Raw genomic sequence first — 19,078 nt, forward strand, 5'->3', positions numbered from 1 at the left:
GATCCTCAGAACCGTTCCTCCATGCGGATCGCCTTCCTGAGCTCGGTTTGCGCCTTGCCCTCGTGCCCCTCGTGCGTTTCGAGAAGAGCGGCGGCGATCGCGTCCAGCTTGCGCTGGACGGCATGCTCGGCGCGACGCTCAGCATTCTTGAGCAGCGCCAACAGAAGGAGCGTGATGGCCGTCATCGTGTCCCCCACCAGGATCTGCCACTCCGTGGACAGACCGGCCGCGTGGACCACGATGAAGGCCGCCACCAGCATCACGCAGAACAACGAGAACGTCGGCGAGCTGGTGAAATTGGAGGCGACTTCGGCAAGCCGCTCGAACTGGCCGCGCCGGCCGTCGCTGCGATCGGCCGGGTGTGAGAGGGTCATGCCCCCTCCCTACCACCAACGCTTCCGGAACGCTTCCGGCCGCGCCCTATGTTGCGCGCGAGGCGCCCGGGCGGGCCGGATGCCACCGTCATCTCGTGGGAGGCGGGCTGCTACGTCGACGTCGCGTACCCCGCCTGCACCCGTGGGGCGCCGATCCACGGCGAGTGGGCCCCGTGCGTCCGCCTGCCTCTGCCATGTGTTGCCGCCCTGCCGTGTCCGGCCGCCTGAACGCGGACCGGCCGGCGTCGCCGTCGACCCCGTGGGTGGGCCGTCCCCACCAGGCGCGGCTCGGGCGGAGAGAGTGGTCGGTTGCGGGCCCGTGGCCTGTGTCAGCCGGCGCGGAGCTGGTGCGGGGTGGCGTCCGAGTGCTCCGTCCCCGAGGTCATGAGGTCGAGAAGGGCCGCAACGTGGAGGTGATCGTCGGCGGGGTGGCGCAGGTGGGTGTCGGGGGTGATCTCGTATCTGTTGCGGCGGCCGGTGCGGGTGTGGGCGAGGTAGCCGGCCTTCTCCAGGTCCGTGACGATGGCCTGGGCGGCGCGCTCGGTCAGATCGCAGTGGGAGGCGATGTCACGCAGCCGCGTTCCGGGGTCGCGGGCGATGGTCGCCAGGACACGTGCGTGGTTGGTGAGGAACGTCCAATTCGTCCTCGGGGGTGCCGTGTGCCGGTCCATGACCCCATCGTAGGCCTCACCCTTCCAGCATCACAAAAGGTGCATTTCGACTCCGGTTTTGCTTGACGTACATGGACGGGGCGACGCAGGATTTCAGTAAAAGTCGTCAGTGGCCAAGGAGCTCGCCATGTCCAGGTGGGAGTCCTCAACACGGCAGCGGCGCACCTCTCGGGGACCGGCGCCAGCGAAGCCGGGACAACACCGCGCCCCCGACGTGATCGCCGCCGGGAACAAGTCCGTCGGCGTGCGGCTCGCGGGCACCTCGCAGCACCCGGTCGCAGCTGTCTGCGGCGAGATCGACCAGGACTGCGCCGCACGTCTCGGGCGGGCGCTGATCAACGCCCTGGACGCGAGTCCAGGTGTCCTGACCATCGACATGACGGGCGTCAGCTTCACCGACAGCACCGGCCTCAACATCCTGCTGCGCGTGCGCGAGCGGGCCCGGCAAACCGGCAAGACCCTGTCGCTGCGCCCGGGCCGCTTCCTCTCCCGGATCCTCGACCTCACCGAGACCACCACCCTGTTCGCCATCGAGCCAGTCCCTGACCGGAGAGGGGATGCACCGACATGAGCCTCACCGAACCCGCCGTGCTGGTCGGCCTCCTCGGACCCGCCGAACGGCCCGAGCGCCTCCTTGTCAGACTCGCCGACGGCCGCCAGGAGGTGACCGCCCTCCTGGGGGAAGCAGCTGCACGCGCTGTGGCCGCCTCTTGCCTGCTGCGCCCGGCCCACGCCGCCGCCTCCCTGACGCACTGGATCCAGGGCGGTCTTCCCATTCGCGTCTCCCGTTCCCGGGCCTCCGCCAACAACAGCGGCCCGGTCGCCTTCGCCGGCTTCGAAACCCGCCCGGACACCACGGGATCCGACCGGCTGTCGGCGCACCGACTGCGGGCGCCGGGCCCTGGGGTTTCTCCCGCCGCGGATGGTCGGCGCGGCGGACGCGGAACGAGCGCCGTGAGGCGGTAGCGGAACAACGCGACAGGAGCGTCGACTCCGGCGTCACGGCGACTCTCCCGCGAGGTCGGCGGGGTCGAGGACGCGGCAGGGAGAGGTGCCGCCAAGGTGCGCAGGTTCTCCACGCGCTGGGGAGGTTCGGCGCCCTCGATCCACGACTCTGTTGACGGTCGTCACGGGAAGGGCCTGCACCCTGTCGACCTGCTGCACCGCCCGGCACACTGTCGAAGCGAAATCCTGTCTCCGGTGCTGGTGATTCGGATGTGCCATGTCGGACAGACGGACAGTATGGCAACACGGTATCTGGAGATCGAACGTTCGTACGACGGCGCGCTGCGCAGGCCGATCACTGCGGACGGCCTGTCCGGAGTGGCCTTCGTACGCGCCGGTGCCACCGTGCGGCTGGACGCCGTCTACTTCGACACGCCGGACCTCCGACTGCTGCGCCGGGGCGTGACCCTGCGCCGACGCAGCGGGGGCCACGACGCGGGGTGGCACCTCAAGACTCCCGAGCCGGACGGCGGCCGTGCCGAGACCCGCCTCCCTGCCGACACCGATGGCAGGGACCGACCGCCCGCGGAGCTGACCGCCCGGGCAGCGGTCCACGCGCGCGGCGGCCGGCTCGGTGCCGTGGCGCACCTGCGGACGCGGCGGGAGCCCACGATGCTGCTGGACGAGCACGGGGGGACCCTCGCGGAGATCGACCGGGACACGGTGTCCGCGGAGCTCGTCGGCCCGGTCGGCGCGACGCTCGGACGCGTCGACTGGATCGAGACCGAGGTGGAGCTGGTGGATGCGGGGCCCGAGCTCCTCGACGCGGTCGAGGAGCGGCTGCTGGCGGACGGCCTGCGGCCGTCCGCCAGCGCGACGAAACTCGGCCGCGCCCTGCACGACCGGCTCGAAGAGCTTCCGGACGGATCCCGCACCGCTCTGCCGACCGCTTCGAACGCCCCACACTCCGTTGGCGATTGCCTCACCGCCTATCTTCGGACCCACGTCGCCGCCCTGGAATCACTGGACGCCGCCGTCCGACTGAACGAACCCGACGCGGTGCATCAGATGCGGGTCCACGTCCGACGCCTGCGCAGTGCGCTCGCCGCCCACCGGCGGCTCCTCCGCAAAGGGGCGGTGGACCACGTCGACGACGAACTACGCCGACTCGGCCGGATCCTCGGGCGCGCCCGAGACGCCGAGGTTCTGGGTGAGCAGCTCACCGCCGACGCCGCCGACCTGCCTCCCGACCTCCGGCCGGGGGCGACTTGCCGACTGCTGGAGGCCGTCTTCCGGGACCGGTACCAGACCGCCTGGCGCGCAGCCGTGCAGGCGATGAGCCGGCCCCGCTACTTCGCACTGCTCGGCGTGTTGGAGGATCTGGCCGCCGAACCACCGCTGCGCGTCCGCGCCCGGCACGGCCGCAAGGAAGCCCGGAAGGTCCTGACCCGGCAACGGAAGCGGACCGGACGGCGCCTGAGTGCCGCGCTCGCCATGCCGCCGGGACAGGACCGCGACGCTGCCCTGCACCGGGCACGGAAGGCCGCCAAACGCGCCCGCTACGCCGCGGAATGCACCGAGCCGCTCCTAGGGAAGCAAGCCCGTCGGCTGGCCAAGCGCGCGAAAAGCATCCAGAAGGCGCTCGGTGCCCACCAGGACGGCGTGGTCGGCGAGAGAACCATCCGCGAGCTCTCCGACCAGGTCCCACCCGGCATCGCCTTCGCGCTGGGCGTGCTCCACACCCGCCAGCGACACGACGAGGACCGCCGGCTGTCCGAAGCCGCGAAGGCCGGCCGCCGGCTCGCACGCTGATCTCGCACCAAGTCGTGGTCGGCGGCGCACCGGCAGGCCGCCGGCCTGCTGAGCGCAGCCGAGGTCCTGCTCCATCCGCTCGGAGGCGCGCGCGACCCGCAGGTACAGCCCCTGGAGGTTGTGCGGCACCCGCAGGGGCCAGGAGGTGTCGCGGTAGAACCGCTTGATCCCGCCCGTGATTTGCGGGAATCGCATAGGTCACGAACCGGAAGGCCACCCGCAACCGCGGCCATTCCCCTTCGGAGCAAGCCGCGTTGAAGAGGCTCCATCTTGCCGTCCGCGAGCAGAGACGCCCGGGGCCCGCGACATCAACCACGTCGTCGGACACTGGAAGGAGGCACTGAACCAGTTCTCACTCCTCTTCGCGGACCAGCTCAGCATCCCATAACCGCAAGGGACTTACACCAGAACGCTTACCGCGCGGAGCGGTCGGCGAGTCCCGGGGGTTCAGGCCGGATGTCCGGCGTCGATGTCCGTGACATCGCCAAGGCGGAGCGGACAGCGCCCTGTCGTGGTCCTGGTGACGAAGGGGTCCAGGAGGAATCCCACGTGATCACCCCAGTCGACTCGGTCGAGGACCCGCCCCGCGAACCAGGCCAACGCGTCGGTGAGCACCGGGACTCCGGACGGGCCGGGCTGCCAGCCGATGGCCGCGAACTTGTCGACCGCGTCACCGCTGCGTCCGCCGAACAGCTCCGCGAGGTCGTGGCGCTGCGGCAGCAGATGGACTACGAGGACAGGAGAGTGCATCGCGACGGCGTAGGTGTGGTTCACCTTGGAGAGCCACACCGTGAACCGGGGAGGCCGGATGGAGCACTGGCCTGCGAAGCCGACCAGGCAGCCTGCGCGCTGCCCGGCGTCGGTTGCAGCGGTGACGACGTAGACCGGCTGGGTGTCCAGCAACGCGACGAACGATTCGAACCCACCCATCTGTCCTCTCCCTCCGTGTTCTACCGTCCAGCTGCACCCGTCGGCTTTGTCGCGGTGATCGGAATGGGTAGGACGCGCCTACCCATTTCGGCCGACACCGACGCGAGAACAGGCGACCTGCCTCCTAACTGTGCTTTCGCTGCGTGCAAAGGTGCACTGTGAGGCGACCCGGTGGCGACCCGGCCGGCCGGGTCGCACAGACACGGGGTGCCGATTGTGGTGGCCGCCCCAGGGTAGGAGCCAGGTGGGACCGAACTTGAGGAGAGTCGAGGTGACGTCGTGCGCTACGTGCCCTCGCTCGACGTCTACCTGGACGGAGCCCCCGGGTCGGAAGGCCGAGCGCGAAGTGCCGCACGTTGCTTTCTCGGCGAGCTGGCAGGCCTCGACCGGGTCCGGCTCAGCCCGCAGACCCGTCAGGACGCGGTTCTGGTGGTCAGCGAGTTGGTGTGTAATGCGTGCCGGCATGCACCGGGACCGTGCAGACTGACGATGGTGGTCGTGGACGAGGGCGTCGAGATTGCGGTCGAGGACACCAGTTCGGAGCTGCTCCATCCGGCCGGACGGCCGGGGCCGTCCGGGCACGGCCTGTTCGTGGTAGCCACCATCGGTCACCGGGTGCACGCCGCACGCACGGCCACCGGCAAGATCGTGGAGACCGTCGTCCCAAACCACCGGGGGTGAAGGGCAGCGCCCCAACCGTGGGACGAGGGACACCGGGAGGAGAAGAAGCCATGGACACCGACTGGGCCCAGGCCGGGCTCACGGTGGTGGTTCGCGCTTCGGGGCGGAGCGTGATCGTCCGTCCGGAAGGGGAGCTGGACAACGACACGGCGGAGCCCCTGGACGAGGTCTTGGATGCCGTCCTGCGTGGCCCGCCGGGCCCGGTGGTGGTCGACTGTGACGGTCTGTCCTTCTGCGACTCCACCGGCCTGAACCTGCTGCTACGCGTTCGCCGCTCCGCCGAGGGCGACGGGCGGCCGCTGCTGCTGGCAGGCCTCAGCCCGATCGTTTCCCGCCTGTTCGAGATCACAGGAGCGGGAAGCATCTTCCGGATCTACCCTTCGCTGGCCGACGCGCTCGACGGCCAGGACGGCTGACCGCTGATGTCTGCCTCGGACCACCGCCGATTGGTTTTGGACCACGTCCCCGGTGTGGTCGTCAAGTCCCGCGAGTTCACCTGCGCGGCCTTGCTCGACTGGGGCTGGCTCCCGGCCGCCGAGGGCGAGCGCCGGGCGGTCGCCGAGGACGTCCTCCTGATCGTCAGCGAGCTGGTCACCAACGCCGCCATGCACGCCGGGGGACCGATCGAGCTGCGCCTGCGCCGCTCACCGGCGGGGCTGCGCGTGGAGGTGTCCGACACGAGCCCCGAGCTGCCCGTACTCCGGCGCACTAAGGACCCCACCGCCCCCGGCGGATACGGACTACGGGTGGTCGCACTACTGTCCTGGGCCTGGGGCAGCGCCTCAGACCCCAGTGGCAAGACAGTCTGGTCGGAGATCGCCGCACCGCCGGCCCGCCCGGAGCTCGCGAAAGGGCACCGCTCGCATTGAACGGCGCAGGTCGTCGTCCGCACCCGGCGCCGCCCACGCCCGCGGCCTAGGCTGGAAGAACTCCTCACTCTCGGCGCCTCTAGGGGGCGTGGATGTCGGAACCGCAGGGCGAAAGCACCCGGCTACGGGCCACGATCGACCGCCTGCGCGGCGAGGTGGAGGGCCAGCGCCGTGCCATGCGGACCCGCGCCGTGATCGAACAGGCCAAGGGCATCCTGATCGAACGGTTCTCGTGCACGACGGACGAGGCCTTCAGCCACCTGGTCCAGCTCTCCCAGGACAGCAACCGCAGAGTCGTCGACATCGCCGCCGACCTGCTCGCGACGGTGGCACCGCCGGACACCGACGAGGACGGCCCGGTCGCTGGGCTGCCGCAGCCGGCTCCGGTCGGCCGCGCGCCGGCCGCTGCGGGGCCCCGGGCGGGTGGTCGCTCCGTCGCGGGCGACTTCGCGGCCCGCTACCACCTCGCCGCCTCGGCCCTTGGTTCGGCCGAGGCACCCGACGAGCTCGCCGCCCTGCTCACCGAGGCGGCGCTTGCCCCGCTCGGTGTCGGCGCGGTCGCCCTCACCCTTCTGGAGCCCGACGGCGCGCTCAGGCTGGTCGCCAGCCACGGGGTCCCCGCCCATCAGCTCAGCCAGTGGCAGCGCATCCCGCCGAGTATGTCGCTGCCCATGACAGATGCCGTCCGCAGCGGAACGATCGTGTGGGCCAGGCGCTCCGAGTTCGCCGCGCGCTACCCCGACCTGAAGGGCGAGGACCTGGTTCCCGGTGAGACTGTGTGCGCCCTGCCGCTTCGTACCGGGGAGCGGCTGATCGGTGCGATGAAACTCGGCTGGCCCGGCGACTTCCACGCCGACCGTCCCGCGGAGCGCTACCTCTCCGCGCTGGGCCGGCTCTGCGCCGCCCAGCTGCTGCGGGTGCTCAACCCGAGCAAGGAGGAGGCCGGAGCGCCACTGCCGACCGGTGAGCCGTGGTTCCGGGCGGTACTCGACGCCCTCCTCGATCCGGTCCTGATCCTGAACGCCGTCCGCGAGACCGAGGGGAAGGTCACCGATCTGCGCGTGGAGCACGCCAACGCCGCCACCATCGACCTGGCCGGCCGCACCGGCCAGGACATCACGGGCCGGCTGCTCAGCGAGCTCTACCCCGGCATGGTCTCCTCCGGCACCTTCCAGCACCTGCTCGACGTCGCCGCCACCGGTGTGCCGTACCAGGGCGAGGCCGAGCAGTACGTCGAGGTCGTCGGCGGCGCTGTGCACGGCTCGACCATGACGCTGCACGCCACCCCGTTCCTCGACGGCGTCCTGGTCAGCTGGCGCATCCACGACGAGCAGGAACTCCGGGAACACCAGCTCGCCCAGGCCCAGCGGCTGGCCGGGATCGGCACCTGGCAGTGGGGCGTCTCCGCCGGGCATCTGGACTGCTCACCGGAGGTCTTCCGGCTGCTCGGCCGACCCGAACGGGCCACGCTCGGCACTCTTGGCCTGGCGGAGGCGGAGGCAGCCGTCGCACCGGCGGACCGCGCCGCCGTCCACCTGCTGGCCGAGCGGCTGCTCGCCGGGCACGCCTCCGCCACGCTCGAATTCCGGATCGTCCGCGGCGACGGCGTCACCCGTACCGTCCGAGCGATCGCGGAGTCCGTACCCGGCCAACGGGACGGCGAACTGCTCGCCGTCCGCGGCGTCGTCCAGGACATCAGCGCCTGGCGCCGCACCGAACGGGCGCTCACCGACACCCGCGCCCAACTCGCCGAGCAGGTCCGCCAGACAGCCGTCGAGCACCGCGCCGTACGGGCTCTCCAACACGCGCTCATGGATGTGCCCGGCGGCCCGCCCCCGTCCAACCTCGAAGTGGCGGCCCACTATCTGCCGGCCGAGAGCGACGGCCGGGTCGGCGGCGACTGGTACGACGCCCTCACCCTCCCGGACGACACGGTCCTCATCGCCGTCGGCGACGTCTCCGGCCACGGACTGCGGGCGGCCGCCGGCATGGCGCAACTGCGCGACGCCCTACGAGGTATGGCCTTCACCGGCGCCCAACCGGACCAGATGCTCCAGCGCCTCAACGAGATGCTCTGCCACCTCGGCAACGAGTTCATCGCCACCGCCGTCTGCGGCCGGCTCGACCCCGAACACCGGACCCTCACCTGGGCCAGGGCCGGACACCTGCCACCCCTGCTGGTCCACGACGGCGCAGCCCGCTACCTCGACCAGCCGCCCGGCATGCTGCTCGGCGCCCACCCCGGCGCCGTCTACCGCAGCACCGTATTGGACCTGGAACCCGACGACGTGGTGCTGCTGTTCACCGACGGACTCGTCGAGCGGCGCGGTGAGAGCCTCGACCGCGGCCTCGAACGCCTGCTCACAGCGGCCGCAGAGTACAAGGTGCCCAACCTCCGGGGCCACCTGGACCACATCCTGCGCCGACTCAAGGCCCCCAACCCGCAGGACGACACCTGCATCATCGGCTTGCAGCTGACCTGAATCCGGGCGCCTGCGATCCGCGGCCGCGCGAACGCCACGAAAGCCCGGGACCCGGGAAGAGCCGCTGACGACCACCCGATCAAGGCAGTCCGAGCAAGTCGGTACGGTCGTCTACAGCCAAGGCTGACCCTCCAGGCGTGCGAGCCGGTGCGCCTGCCCGTGTGAGCATCCGGCAAGCCCCAGCTCTACGGAGACGGTTTTGGCGGCCGGGGCGCACGAGCGAGAGAGCAGGGGGCACGCGGCTGGCTGGAATCAGCGCGACGCCAACGGGAGCGGCACGGGCTCAGCCCGTTCCTACAGCCTTATGGTGCCTGGGAATCCCCCAGCGGCGGTTCCGAATGCTCGTCGTCCGCTCCGGCGCGGACGTCCGCCGGAGTAGGAGCCACGATCCGTCCTTCCTCTGCCGACCGGCGCTGGGTCTCTTCGTCGGGTTGTGCCGTGTCGCCGTCAGCCGTGGCCCGGACAGCTACCGGGGTTGGAGCCACGACGGCTCGTTCCTCTGCGGACCGGCTCCGTGCCTCTTCGCCCGTTTGCTCCGGGTCGTCGGGAGTGGCCACGTCATCGCCTCCTCCGGCCGCGCCGGCCCTCCGCGGGGGAAGCAGGAGGTGCCCAGGCGGCTACTGCAATCAAGTGTCCCGCACGTCGAACGGGTTGGCGCGGTGCCAGGACGGGACGTCGCGGACCTACGAGCGAGAAGAACGGAAGGGTCGAGTTCGAAGGTACCCGGGGCCCGCGGCCGACAGCATGGAGAGCGAGGCGGCGTCTGTGGCCTTCCCCTCCGCGGCGTCGACCTCGGTCGGTCGTTTGCCTCAGCTGGGGCGGGGCAGGCGCGCTGCACAACCGAAAGGGGGCGGAAGCCTGTGCAGAGGCCGCCATGGCACCCATCGAGCGATACGCCGTCACGATCCCGGGTACTCCTGGCGCCCATGCGCCGCCGCGGGTTGTCGTGGTGCATTTCACGCACACGACCGGGCCGGATGGACGGCCGGTGTATGCCGACGAGTCCGGCGGCCTCCGGGTGTACGTGAGCGCCGGTGTGGCCGAGCCGCTCGCCGATCCCCCTGGAGGTCGCCTCGATGCAGTGCCCGCACGCCGTCCCGGTGCCATGACCGGATATGCCCGGCGAGTGGCCGTGGTGGCGTGGCGCCGCGGGCGTGAGGTGGAGTTGCTGCACCGGGCGATGGCGTTCGCGGCGCTGTGCTTCGTGACCCTCGTGCCGCTGCTCGTGGTGATCGCCGCTGCGTCGCCGACACGCGGCAGCGGCATCGCCGACTGGATCGCCGACGGCCTGGGCCTGTCCGGCCGCTCCTCGGCGGCTGTGGGCCAGCTCTTCGCCTCGCGCCGCGAGGTCCTCAGCACCACCACCGGCCTCAGCCTTGCCGCCCTCGCCGTGTTCGGGGTCAGCCTGATGACCGCGGTGCAGAACGCCTACGAGCGGATCTGGCAGCTGCCGCCCGGCGCCTGGCGCAGCGCGTGGCGACAGGTGGCGGCCCTGGTCGGGCTGATCGGCTACATCCTGGTCGCGGCGTGGAGCCGGGTTCCCTGGGAGCACACGGCTGCGCAGCCGGCCCTGCAGGTGGTTGCCACCGTGTGCGGCGGGGTGCTGCTGTTCTGGTGGCTGCAGCGGCTGCTACTCGGTGCGCGGGTCCCCTGGCGCAGGCTGCTTCCGGGGGCCGGCGCGACCGTCGTCGCGCTGGTCGGCCTGCGGGCGTTCTCGCGGCTGGTCTTCGCGCCGCTGATCGTCTCCAACGTGGTCACGTACGGTCCGGTCGGCACGGTCCTGGTGGTCCAGTCGTGGCTGATCGGGGTGGGCTTCTCGGTGTACGGGGGCGCGATCGCGGGCCGGGCGCTGTTGTCGCTGCGGGTGGTTCCGCGCCGTCGAGGCGTCCGCTGAGATGCCGGCGCAAGTGGATGTCGGCCCTGGGGATTGGATCCCCGGGCCGGCCCCTCATCAGCGGTACCGCCCGACCGTCGCAGGCTGCTGGCGATTGGTTGGGCGGATCCGGGGCAGGCGCGCGGTATGTTGCTGCTCAGACCACCCGGCGTGTATCCGGCCCAGGGCGACACGGCCCTCCTGGTGGAGAGTCTCGCCCGCGAGGGGCCGCTTCGCGGGGCGCGCTGTCTCGATCTCGGCACCGGCAGCGGCGCCGTCGCGCTGGCGGCCGCCCGCCTCGGCGCCCGGGTGACGGCCGTGGACGTGTCCTGGCTCGCGCTCGCCACTGCTTGGGCGAACGCACGACTTCGTCTCCGTCGGATCCGGCTGCGTCGCGGGGACCTGACCGGGCCGGTGCGCGACACGCTGTTCGACCTGGTGGTCAGCAACCCGCCGTACGTGCCCGCCGCCCAGGCCGAGCGCCCCCGGCGGGGTGTGGCCCGCGCCTGGGACGCAGGGCCGGACGGCAGGCTGCTGCTCGACCGGATCTGCTGTGAGGTGCCGGATCTACTGGCGCCCGGCGGGGTGCTGCTCCTGGTGCAGTCCTCGCTGGCCGACGTCCGGGCGACGGTGCGCACCTTGGAGCGGGTGGGCCTGCAGGCCGAGGTGGTGGCCCGGCGGCGCCAAGACTTCGGTCCGGTGATGTCGGCTCGCGCGGAGTGGTTCGAGAGCCGCGGCCTGATCGCCCCGGGTGTCCGCGAGGAGGAATTGGCGGTGGTGCGCGGTGCCCGACCTGCCTGAGTACCAGGACTCGCGACCGCGGCTGTCGGCGCGCCGAGTCCTGCCGACCGATCACGGCCCGGTGCTGATCGAGGGCCCGGTCGAGATCGTCCTCCCGGACGGGAGCCTGGTCCGCTCCGACCGTCCTGTCGTGGCCCTGTGCACCTGCCGCCGCAGCCGCCGCTACCCGTTCTGCGACACCAGTCACCGGCGGCACCGGCCCGGTGGCTCAGCCGAGGTCGGGCTCGGCGAGCGGCCCGCCGCGCAGTGAACTGCGCCCGGCCGCCCACTCCCCGGTCAGATGGGCGGACAGCCGGCCTTCGGCGAGCGAACTCGCGGCGATGCCGAAGGCGACATCACCGGCCAAGGCGGGCTCCGTCGCAAGCAGCGGTCCGATCACCCCGTGCCGCACCAACTGCTCGTGCACCGCGTCGGCCTCCACGTGCTCTCGGTAGAAGCGGAGTCCGGCGGGCCCCGCGCCCAACCGCTCGAAGGCCCGGACAAGGCGGGCCGACCCGGGGGAGGAGGTGATCTCCACGGTCGCGAACTGTCCGATCAGAGCGCCGCGCAGCGCCCGGTGCAGGCCGAACAGTGACATCAGGTTCACCACCTCCAGCGCCGGGGCGGCCGCTGCGTCTACGTAGCGGCCGTACGTGGAGTCCAGGCCGAAGTCGGCCATCATCTCCGCGAACAGCCGTGAGTGGGCGCGCTCCGGGTGTCCTGCGCCGTACTCGTCGTACTCGATGGACAGGAACGCCGTCTGGGCGGCGCCGCCGAGCCGCGGTGCGGCCCACAGCTGCGGGTCGGCCTCCTTGAGGTGGTACAGCGAGCGGTGTACCAGGTACTCGCGGGCCTGCCAGCGCTCACCACCGGCGAGCAGGAAGTGGGAGGGCCCGTCGCCGGTGCGCGGTTCGGTGAGCAGGCGGGCGAGCAGCTCGTCCAGCGGTGGTACCTCGCCGGCCTGCTCGCGTACGGCGGCGAGGAAGTGCTGTTCCATTTCCCCGCGCAGCCGCAGAAGTTCGGGGTTCCACTCCCAACCGGGGTCGACTCCCGTGAAGCCGCGGTAGTGCAGCTCGTAGCAGACGTAGAGGGCGAGCTGCAGATCCTCACCCCACGGGTCGGCTTGGCGGATCGGCACCGGCTCCAGCCGCCTGGCGGTAGTGCCCGGGCTCGACGTGAGCGCGGCCCTGACGGCGTCGGACAGGGGGCCGCGCGGGGTCGGCGAGCGGGGCGCTACGGGTGTCGTGATCACGGTCTTCCTCCTTGATTTGAGGCGCGGCGGCGGTCAGGTGGCGGCGCGTTCGAGGGTGCAGCATTCGGCTCCACCGCCGGCTTTCACCGCAGCGGCCTGCGGCTACCCGCGCCAGGCGGGAACAAGCCCGTGCGGGCAGAACGGTTTCGGGTGCTCCTGTCCGAGCAGACGCCCGGAGACGCCGGCCGCACCGGTCGGACCGAGAGCGGAGGAGTGATTGCCATGGGCAACGTAAACAAGGTGAGGAACGTCACCGAGAAGGCGAAGGGAAAGGCGATGGAGTCCGTCGGCCGGGCGATCGACGACCCGGCTCTGAAGGTCGAGGGCAAGGCGACCCAGGTGAAGAGCGACCTGAAGCAGGCCGGTGAGAAGGTCAAGGACGCTGCCAAGCACTGACGGAGGGATCGCGAGGAGGAGCACTCATGAGCATGGTGCGTGAGTCGATCGACGTGGATGTGCCGCTGCACACCGCGTACAACCAGTGGACGCAGTTCGAGGAGTTCCCGAACTTCATGGACGGAGTGGAGGAGGTTCGTCAGCTCGACGACCGGCACAATCACTGGAAGACCAGCATTGCGGGTGTCCAGCGCGAGTTCGACACCGAGATCGTCGACCAGCTGCCCGACGAGCGGGTCTCCTGGCGCACCGTCGGCGGGGATGTCCACCAGATGGGCACGGTGACCTTCCGGAAGATCGACGACGACCACACCCGGGTCAGCCTGGCGATGCAGTTCGAGCCGAAAGGCCTGGCCGAGTCGGCGGCCGACACACTCGGCATGGTGGACCGACGAGTCAAGGCCGACCTTGACCGCTTCAAGGGGTACATCGAGGACCGCGTCGGTTCGAGCGGTGCCTGGCGAGGCCGGATCTCCCCGGGCTGAGCACGGCCCCGGAACCCCGACGGGGAATACGCGCTGGTTGCCCGACGGCGCGCGCGGCTCCCCGGCCACGTGCCGGGGCGCCCGTCGGTGGGAGGAGGCAAATACCCCGCTTCGCCGCCGGCTCCAGCGGCTTCCGGTCATCCCTGCACGGGCCGCCACTGCGTGCGCTGCGGCCATGCGTCCGCGGCGCCGCCCACCCCGGCTCGGCCGCTGTCCAGGCACTGTTCCGGCTCGGCTGTACCCGCGTGCCCCCGAGGCGGCGGCGCCGATCGCCAGGCTGCTGAAGGGTTGGCGCCCCTTCTGACCGGGAATGAATGACACACGGAATGTCCGGGTTGTCGGCCCGACTCCGGTCCGGTGCCCGTCGTGGCGCCGGGTTCACGGCACTATCACCGTGCCGGGACGCCGCCGCCTGAAGAAGCCGGGCGCCACGGTCTCCCACAGCCGAATCCTCGCGCGCCGCGCGGTCAGCGTCCTGCTGCAACCGCGCTCCTGGGCGCGGGGATCAACCAGGGAGATGCCCACGTGTCCGCCCCTATGCCCACGCTGTCCTCCGTTGTGCCTTCCGCGCCCTGCGACGTGCCGCCCGACTCCGGTCGGCCGACCCGCCAGGAGATGCGGGTGATGGGCAAGACCGAGGCCCGCGATTTGAGCGACGCCCTGTTCGCTCGACTGGCCGGCCTGGAACGCGAGTCCGCCGCCTACAGCTACGTCCGCGGCACGATCATCGAGCTCAACATGCCGCTTGTGCGATTCGTCGCCTCCAGGTTCCGAAACCGGTCCGCCGACAGGGACGACATCCTGCAGGTCGGCACGATCGGGCTGATCAAGGCCGTGGACGGCTACGACCACCGGCGCGGCGTCGAGTTTGCGACTTATGCGATTCCCACCATCACGGGTGAGATCAAGAGGTTCTACCGCGACGCCTCCTGGCCCCTGCGCGTGCCGCGCAGCCTCCAGGAGCTGTACCTGCGGGTCGCGCGCACATCCGAACGGATGGAGCAGGATCTCGGTCGGCTGCCCACCGCCCAGGAACTCGCCGAGAAGCTGGGGCTGGACGTCGACGACGCCGCGTCCGCCCTCGCGGTGGGCCGGGCCTACCGCGCCGGATCGCTGGACGCGCTGCGCGAGGACCGCGAGGACGAGACCGGCAGCGCCCTGCTGGACCGGCTCGGCGAACGCGATGCGCGACTGGACCTGGTCGAGTGCCGCGAGTCGGTGCGGCCACTGCTCAAGGACCTCACGCCCCGGGAGCGGACCATCCTGATGCTGCGGTTCTGGGGCGACTGCACACAGTCGGAGATCGCCGAACAGATCGGCTGCTCCCAGATGCAGGTCTCCCGGCTGCTGACCGCCACCTTGGGCGGCATCCGGGCCCGTTTGACCTCGCCGGCAGCCGACGCTCGCTGACCGGCCTGGCGTCCCCGGTTCCGCCCGGCAGGCGAGGACGGCCCGGCAAGCCGGTCGACGACATCCGGCAACCGGCGCCGCCGCCCGTACGCGGCCCGCCCGGTGCTCTGCGCCGGAGCCGGCGCGGAGCACCCCGTCGAGCAGGGACGCCACGTCCGCCAGGTCACCCGCGGTGGCCAGTCCCGGTAGCGCGGCGGTGGGTGTTGTACCAGCCGTCGATGTAGGGGCTGGCGTCCGTGGGCGTCGCGAAGGTGGAGTGGCGCACGCAGTCGGTTTTCAACACGCTCCGGAAGTTCTCCGCCAGGGCGTCGTCGGACGAGTTGCTCACGCTTCCCGTGCTCGGCTCGAATCCCGCGTTCAGCACACGGGTTGTGAGCTTGATGGAGGCGTAATCCGGTGGTGCCGCGGCGCTCACAGGGCGGTGCTGTGCCCGCCGGTGTCGGCCTGATCCGTACTGTCCCTGAGGACGGCAGTGCTGACTGTGTAATGCCAGCCGTTCAGCATGCGGCCCTGCTCGGCAGCCCGTTCGGCAAGGCGGTCCAGCTCCACCTGGTCCAGGCGCGGATCGGTGTCGGCGATCGCACGCAACGCCCGCCACAGCGCGGTCTTTCCTTCGACGCCGGCGCGCAGCGTTTCCAGTTCGATCAGGTCGCTGAGCGGGGAACGGCGTAGGACGGTGCCGTTGGGCTTGAGGCGGCTGAGGCGTTCACCGGCGAGGCCGAGCCATGTCCGGTAGTGCCGGACGGGCACGCCGAGTCGGTTCATGATCCGGACGAGGTCGTCGCGGTCCTGCTCTATGTCGTGGGCCAGGCGCTGCAGGTCCGCCGCGTGGTGGCTGCCCGGGTGGGTCCGGGCCATGCGGGCGGCGAGCGCGGCGCCGCCGAACGCGCCGGTCAGGTGGTCGTTCAGGTAGATGTGCAGGGGCTCGACCAATGTGTGGGGAGACATCGCGGCTCCTTCCGGTGCGGCCGGTCACCGGGGCCGCTGAGTGGGTGAGTGCAGCGACCCCGCGCCGGTCACGGAAGCGGAATGGTCTGGCTGTTTCATCGTGCCGCGCCGTGCGGCTGGGCGCTCGCCGCCCGCCACGGCCACGGCACCTGAAGCGCCTTCCCGGGTTCGGCGGAGGAACACGGGTCGGGGTTGCCGGCGGCTGGTCGTGATCAACTGGGCCGGTGAGGCGGTTGGCCCCGCTGTGGGGCAGGTCGCTGCCCGGGCCGGCCGGGGGCAACCCACCGTCGGCGCGGTGACGGCGGCACCGGCCCGGCGTCTCTCTGCGCGCTGTGTGATGGCGAGCTCGCGGGGGCTCGGCCTTCTTGCGACCGGGATCCTCAGAGTCCTCCGCCGACACGGCGCACGGCCTTCCGGGCACCCGGGCCGGATGTCCGCCGAACAGGTGCGTCACATCGCGGTCCCCCCTGTCCTGCCGCAGCCTGAGGAGTGCGCGGCCGCCATCGGACCGGAGCATCGGCGCGGCCGGGCCATCGCGGTCGGCCGGGAGGTGTCATCGGCCCCGCTGGGGCAGGAGGCCACGAGCACCGTTCTTCGGGATCGCGGGATGGCCACGACTGTGATGGCCCGCCGTCTCCGCATGCCACATCGCCGCAGTTGCCCGCGGCAGCACTTGAGAGTTGAGGACATGGACAAGCCCGCTCCTGTGAAGAAGGTCATCGACGCTGTCACGGAGATCGTGACCGGCGACGGCGAAGACTCGCGATCGGTGCCCGGAGCGCCGAGCTCCCGGGCGCCGCAGGTCAGCGAGCCGACAGAGCCGCGGCCTCCCCTGCCGCCCAAGCCCGACCAGCAGCCGCCTTCCCCGGTGACGGCCACGGGCCGCGCGACGGGGGCCCCGCTGGATGTCCGGGCGCAGAACGGCGGGTATCTCACGACGGCGCAGGGTCTTCGGCTGCCGGATTCCGACCATTCGCTGAAGGCGGGCCCGCGCGGTCCGGTGCTGCTGCAGGACCACCACCTGCGGGAGAAGATCACCCATTTCGATCACGAGCGGATCCCGGAGCGGGTCGTGCACGCTCGCGGCGCGGCAGCCCACGGCGTCTTCCGCGGCTATGGCACCGCCGTTGCGGTGTCGAAGGCGGCATTCCTGACGGAGGGGGCGCAGACGCCGGTGTTCGTGCGGTTCTCCACCGTGCTGGGCTCCCGCGGATCGGCCGACACCGTGCGCGACACCCGTGGGTTCGCCACGAAGTTCTACACCTCCGAGGGTGTCTTCGACCTGGTCGGCAACAACATCCCGGTGTTCTTCATCCAGGACGCGATCAAGTTCCCCGACGTCATCCACGCGGGCAAGCCGCACCCGGACCGGGAGATCCCCCAGGCGCAGAGCGCCCACGACACGTTCTGGGACTTCGTGTCCCTGCACACCGAGGCCACCCACCACACCCTGTGGAACATGTCCGACCGGGGCATCCCGCGCTCGTTCCGGATGATGGAGGGCTTCGGAATCCACACCTTCCGACTCGTCAACGCTGACGGCGCCACCACCCTGGTGAAGTTCCACTGGAAGCCGAAGGCGGGCGTGCACTCCCTCGTGTGGGAGGAGGCCCAGCTGATCGGCGGCCTGGACCCGGACTTCCACCGGCGCGACCTCGCGGACGCGATCGAGGCGGGCAACTTCCCGCAGTGGGAGCTCGGCATCCAGACGTTCCCCGACACTCCGGAGCAGATGTTCGAGGGGATCGACCTGCTCGACCCGACGAAGATCGTCCCGGAGGAGCTCGCTCCGGTCCGGCCGATCGGGCTGATGACGCTGAACGCCAACCCCGTCAACTTCTTTGCCGAGACCGAGCAGGTCGCATTCCACCCCGGTCACCTCGTGCCCGGCATCGACGTCACCGACGACCCGCTGCTCGCGGGCCGCCTGTTCTCGTATCTGGACACGCAGATCAGCCGCCTGGGTGGCCCGAACTTCGCCCAGATCCCGATCAACCGCACCCACGCCCCGGTCAACGACATGCTGCGGGACGGCTTCCACCAGCACGCCGTGCATGCGGGTGTCGCCCCCTACAAGCCGAACTCGCTGGACGGAGGCTGCCCGTTCTTCGCCGGCCCGGGCGACCACGCGTTCGTGGAGTTCCCCACCCCCGTTGCGGCAGAGGCCAAGGTCCGCCAGGCCCCGGCCTCGTTCGACGACCACTTCAGCCAGCCCCGGATGTTCTGGCTCAGCCTCAGCCCGGTCGAGCGCGAGCACGTCATCGCCGCCTACACCTTCGAGCTGTCCAAGGTCTACGAGCAGGCGATCAAGGAACGCGTCCTCGGTGTCCTCGCCCAGGTCGATGCCACGCTGTGCTCGCAGGTCGCCGCAGGCCTCGGGCTACCCGCCCCGACAATGAGCACCAGGGATGCGGCCCCGCAGGTGTCTGCAAGCGCCGCCCTGTCCCAGGTCGGCAAGGCCTGGCCCTCCACCGGCCGGATCCTGGGCATCATTGCCGACCAGGCCAGCGACCTCGACGCGGTGCGCCGCGTGCACGACGCGGCGCAGCAGGCCGGCCTGCTACCCCTTCTCATCGCCCCCACCGGTGCGCCCCTGGTGGAGGGACTGGCTGTGCAGCGGACCTTCGGCGCCGCTCGGTCCGTCGAGTTCGACGCGCTCCTGGTCGCCGGTGCCCCCGCGCCGGGGGACGATGACCGCGGAGCCCGGGATGCCAAGTCCGGCGCCGTCGCAGGCGGGCAGTCGACGCTCGACTCCCGCGTCGTCCTGCTGGTCAACGAGGCATACCGCCACGCCAAGCCGATCGGTGTGCTCGCGGGGGCCCGCGCGGTCCTGGTGCCGGCGGCGGTCGACCCCCGGGCGCCCGGCGTGGTCCTCGAAACCGAGGGCGCCGACGTCCTGGCCCGCCTCACGGACCTGCTCGCGCTCCACCGCGTGTGGGACCGCTTTCCCGCCACCGAAAGCTGAGCCTTCGCCGTAGATCCCGACCCGACAACACGCCGCCCGGCCCACGCAGGAAAGCTGGCCTGGCTTTGTGCGCGCGGATTTACGACGTCGTTTCGACGTGATGTCGGGAGTCACACGCTCGCGCAAACAGGTGATGCTCACGAGAACGGTTTCTGGTCCAACTTCCGGAAGTTGAGCCAGAGCCCGAACTCATCGACGTGGCCG

General features: G+C 71.1%; 19 protein-coding genes and 1 pseudogene. 14 read left to right on the forward strand and 6 right to left on the reverse strand.

Annotated elements, in window-relative coordinates; all coding sequences use genetic code 11:
* Window positions 1–5: 5 nt before the first annotated feature.
* On the reverse strand, window positions 6–374 hold the full coding sequence (locus J5Y04_RS13875) for a low affinity iron permease family protein (RefSeq protein WP_209412286.1): 369 nt from the start codon (window positions 372–374) through the stop codon (window positions 6–8).
* A gap of 329 nt (window positions 375–703) precedes the next feature.
* Window positions 704–1,045, reverse strand: coding sequence for a helix-turn-helix domain-containing protein (locus J5Y04_RS13880; RefSeq protein WP_209412287.1), 342 nt, complete (start codon window positions 1,043–1,045; stop codon window positions 704–706).
* 214 nt (window positions 1,046–1,259) lie between these two features.
* On the opposite strand from J5Y04_RS13880, the gene J5Y04_RS13885 reads away from it, so the two are divergent.
* Together J5Y04_RS13885 and J5Y04_RS13890 are read left to right on the forward strand one after the other, a co-directional pair.
* A complete protein-coding gene (locus tag J5Y04_RS13885; RefSeq protein ID WP_209412288.1) occupies window positions 1,260–1,616 on the forward strand; it encodes an STAS domain-containing protein in 357 nt (118 codons plus the stop codon).
* A 491-nt stretch (window positions 1,617–2,107) separates the two neighbouring features.
* Window positions 2,108–3,802, forward strand: coding sequence for a CYTH and CHAD domain-containing protein (locus tag J5Y04_RS13890; RefSeq protein WP_209412289.1), 1,695 nt, complete (start codon window positions 2,108–2,110; stop codon window positions 3,800–3,802).
* A 447-nt stretch (window positions 3,803–4,249) separates the two neighbouring features.
* Here J5Y04_RS13890 and J5Y04_RS13895 read toward each other — a convergent pair whose 3' ends face one another.
* A complete protein-coding gene (locus J5Y04_RS13895; RefSeq protein ID WP_209412290.1) occupies window positions 4,250–4,732 on the reverse strand; it encodes a flavin reductase family protein in 483 nt (160 codons plus the stop codon).
* A gap of 279 nt (window positions 4,733–5,011) precedes the next feature.
* Between J5Y04_RS13895 and J5Y04_RS13900 the strand changes: the two genes are divergently transcribed.
* The 8 genes and pseudogenes from J5Y04_RS13900 (at window position 5,012) to J5Y04_RS13930 (ending at window position 11,689) form a co-directional block, all read left to right on the forward strand.
* Window positions 5,012–5,413: an ATP-binding protein gene (locus J5Y04_RS13900; RefSeq protein ID WP_209412291.1), complete on the forward strand. Its 402-nt coding sequence runs from the start codon at window positions 5,012–5,014 to the stop codon at window positions 5,411–5,413.
* 50 nt (window positions 5,414–5,463) lie between these two features.
* Window positions 5,464–5,829, forward strand: a complete 366-nt coding sequence (locus J5Y04_RS13905; protein WP_209412292.1) for an STAS domain-containing protein — start codon at window positions 5,464–5,466, stop codon at window positions 5,827–5,829.
* A gap of 30 nt (window positions 5,830–5,859) precedes the next feature.
* On the forward strand, window positions 5,860–6,282 hold the full coding sequence (locus J5Y04_RS13910) for an ATP-binding protein (protein ID WP_245204766.1): 423 nt from the start codon (window positions 5,860–5,862) through the stop codon (window positions 6,280–6,282).
* Between the two features lie 92 nt (window positions 6,283–6,374).
* On the forward strand, window positions 6,375–8,765 hold the full coding sequence (locus J5Y04_RS13915) for a SpoIIE family protein phosphatase (protein ID WP_209412294.1): 2,391 nt from the start codon (window positions 6,375–6,377) through the stop codon (window positions 8,763–8,765).
* An 874-nt stretch (window positions 8,766–9,639) separates the two neighbouring features.
* Window positions 9,640–9,828, forward strand: a pseudogene (locus tag J5Y04_RS43955) (DUF6296 family protein); the annotation flags it as partial.
* Window positions 9,829–9,891: 63 nt separating this feature from the next.
* Window positions 9,892–10,659 carry a YhjD/YihY/BrkB family envelope integrity protein gene (locus J5Y04_RS13920; RefSeq protein WP_307853100.1) on the forward strand — a complete coding sequence of 256 codons (768 nt, stop codon included), beginning with the start codon at window positions 9,892–9,894 and terminating at the stop codon, window positions 10,657–10,659.
* A 126-nt stretch (window positions 10,660–10,785) separates the two neighbouring features.
* On the forward strand, window positions 10,786–11,439 hold the full coding sequence (locus J5Y04_RS13925) for a HemK2/MTQ2 family protein methyltransferase (RefSeq protein ID WP_209412295.1): 654 nt from the start codon (window positions 10,786–10,788) through the stop codon (window positions 11,437–11,439).
* Window positions 11,440–11,461: 22 nt separating this feature from the next.
* Complete coding sequence (locus J5Y04_RS13930) at window positions 11,462–11,689, forward strand: CDGSH iron-sulfur domain-containing protein (RefSeq protein WP_307853107.1); 228 nt, start codon at window positions 11,462–11,464, stop codon at window positions 11,687–11,689.
* Here the strand turns inward: J5Y04_RS13930 and J5Y04_RS13935 are convergent.
* Window positions 11,648–12,670, reverse strand: a complete 1,023-nt coding sequence (locus tag J5Y04_RS13935; protein ID WP_209412297.1) for an iron-containing redox enzyme family protein — start codon at window positions 12,668–12,670, stop codon at window positions 11,648–11,650. The two genes, J5Y04_RS13930 and J5Y04_RS13935, sit on opposite strands and share 42 nt — an antisense overlap.
* A 222-nt stretch (window positions 12,671–12,892) precedes the next feature.
* Here J5Y04_RS13935 and J5Y04_RS13940 point away from each other — a divergent pair, with 222 nt between their 5' ends.
* The 3 genes from J5Y04_RS13940 to J5Y04_RS13950 all read left to right on the forward strand — a co-directional run bounded on the left by J5Y04_RS13940 (window position 12,893) and on the right by J5Y04_RS13950 (window position 14,961).
* On the forward strand, window positions 12,893–13,066 hold the full coding sequence (locus tag J5Y04_RS13940; RefSeq protein WP_209412298.1) for a CsbD family protein: 174 nt from the start codon (window positions 12,893–12,895) through the stop codon (window positions 13,064–13,066).
* A gap of 26 nt (window positions 13,067–13,092) precedes the next feature.
* The gene (locus tag J5Y04_RS13945; protein ID WP_209412299.1) at window positions 13,093–13,551 is read left to right on the forward strand and encodes an SRPBCC family protein; all 459 of its coding nucleotides are present in this window, start codon (window positions 13,093–13,095) and stop codon (window positions 13,549–13,551) included.
* Window positions 13,552–14,175: 624 nt separating this feature from the next.
* Window positions 14,176–14,961, forward strand: coding sequence for a SigB/SigF/SigG family RNA polymerase sigma factor (locus J5Y04_RS13950; RefSeq protein ID WP_245204767.1), 786 nt, complete (start codon window positions 14,176–14,178; stop codon window positions 14,959–14,961).
* 163 nt (window positions 14,962–15,124) lie between these two features.
* Here the strand turns inward: J5Y04_RS13950 and J5Y04_RS13955 are convergent, their stop codons facing one another.
* Together J5Y04_RS13955 and J5Y04_RS13960 are read right to left on the reverse strand one after the other, a co-directional pair.
* Window positions 15,125–15,376, reverse strand: a complete 252-nt coding sequence (locus J5Y04_RS13955; RefSeq protein WP_209412301.1) for a hypothetical protein — start codon at window positions 15,374–15,376, stop codon at window positions 15,125–15,127.
* Window positions 15,373–15,909: a hypothetical protein gene (locus J5Y04_RS13960; protein ID WP_209412302.1), complete on the reverse strand. Its 537-nt coding sequence runs from the start codon at window positions 15,907–15,909 to the stop codon at window positions 15,373–15,375. The genes J5Y04_RS13955 and J5Y04_RS13960 overlap by 4 nt, the downstream gene beginning before the upstream one ends.
* A 688-nt stretch (window positions 15,910–16,597) precedes the next feature.
* Between J5Y04_RS13960 and J5Y04_RS13965 the strand changes: the two genes are divergently transcribed.
* Window positions 16,598–18,874 carry a catalase gene (locus J5Y04_RS13965; RefSeq protein ID WP_209412303.1) on the forward strand — a complete coding sequence of 759 codons (2,277 nt, stop codon included), beginning with the start codon at window positions 16,598–16,600 and terminating at the stop codon, window positions 18,872–18,874.
* Window positions 18,875–19,078 lie beyond the last annotated feature (204 nt).

Source organism: Kitasatospora sp. RG8, assembly GCF_017813315.1.
GTDB lineage: Bacteria > Actinomycetota > Actinomycetes > Streptomycetales > Streptomycetaceae > Kitasatospora.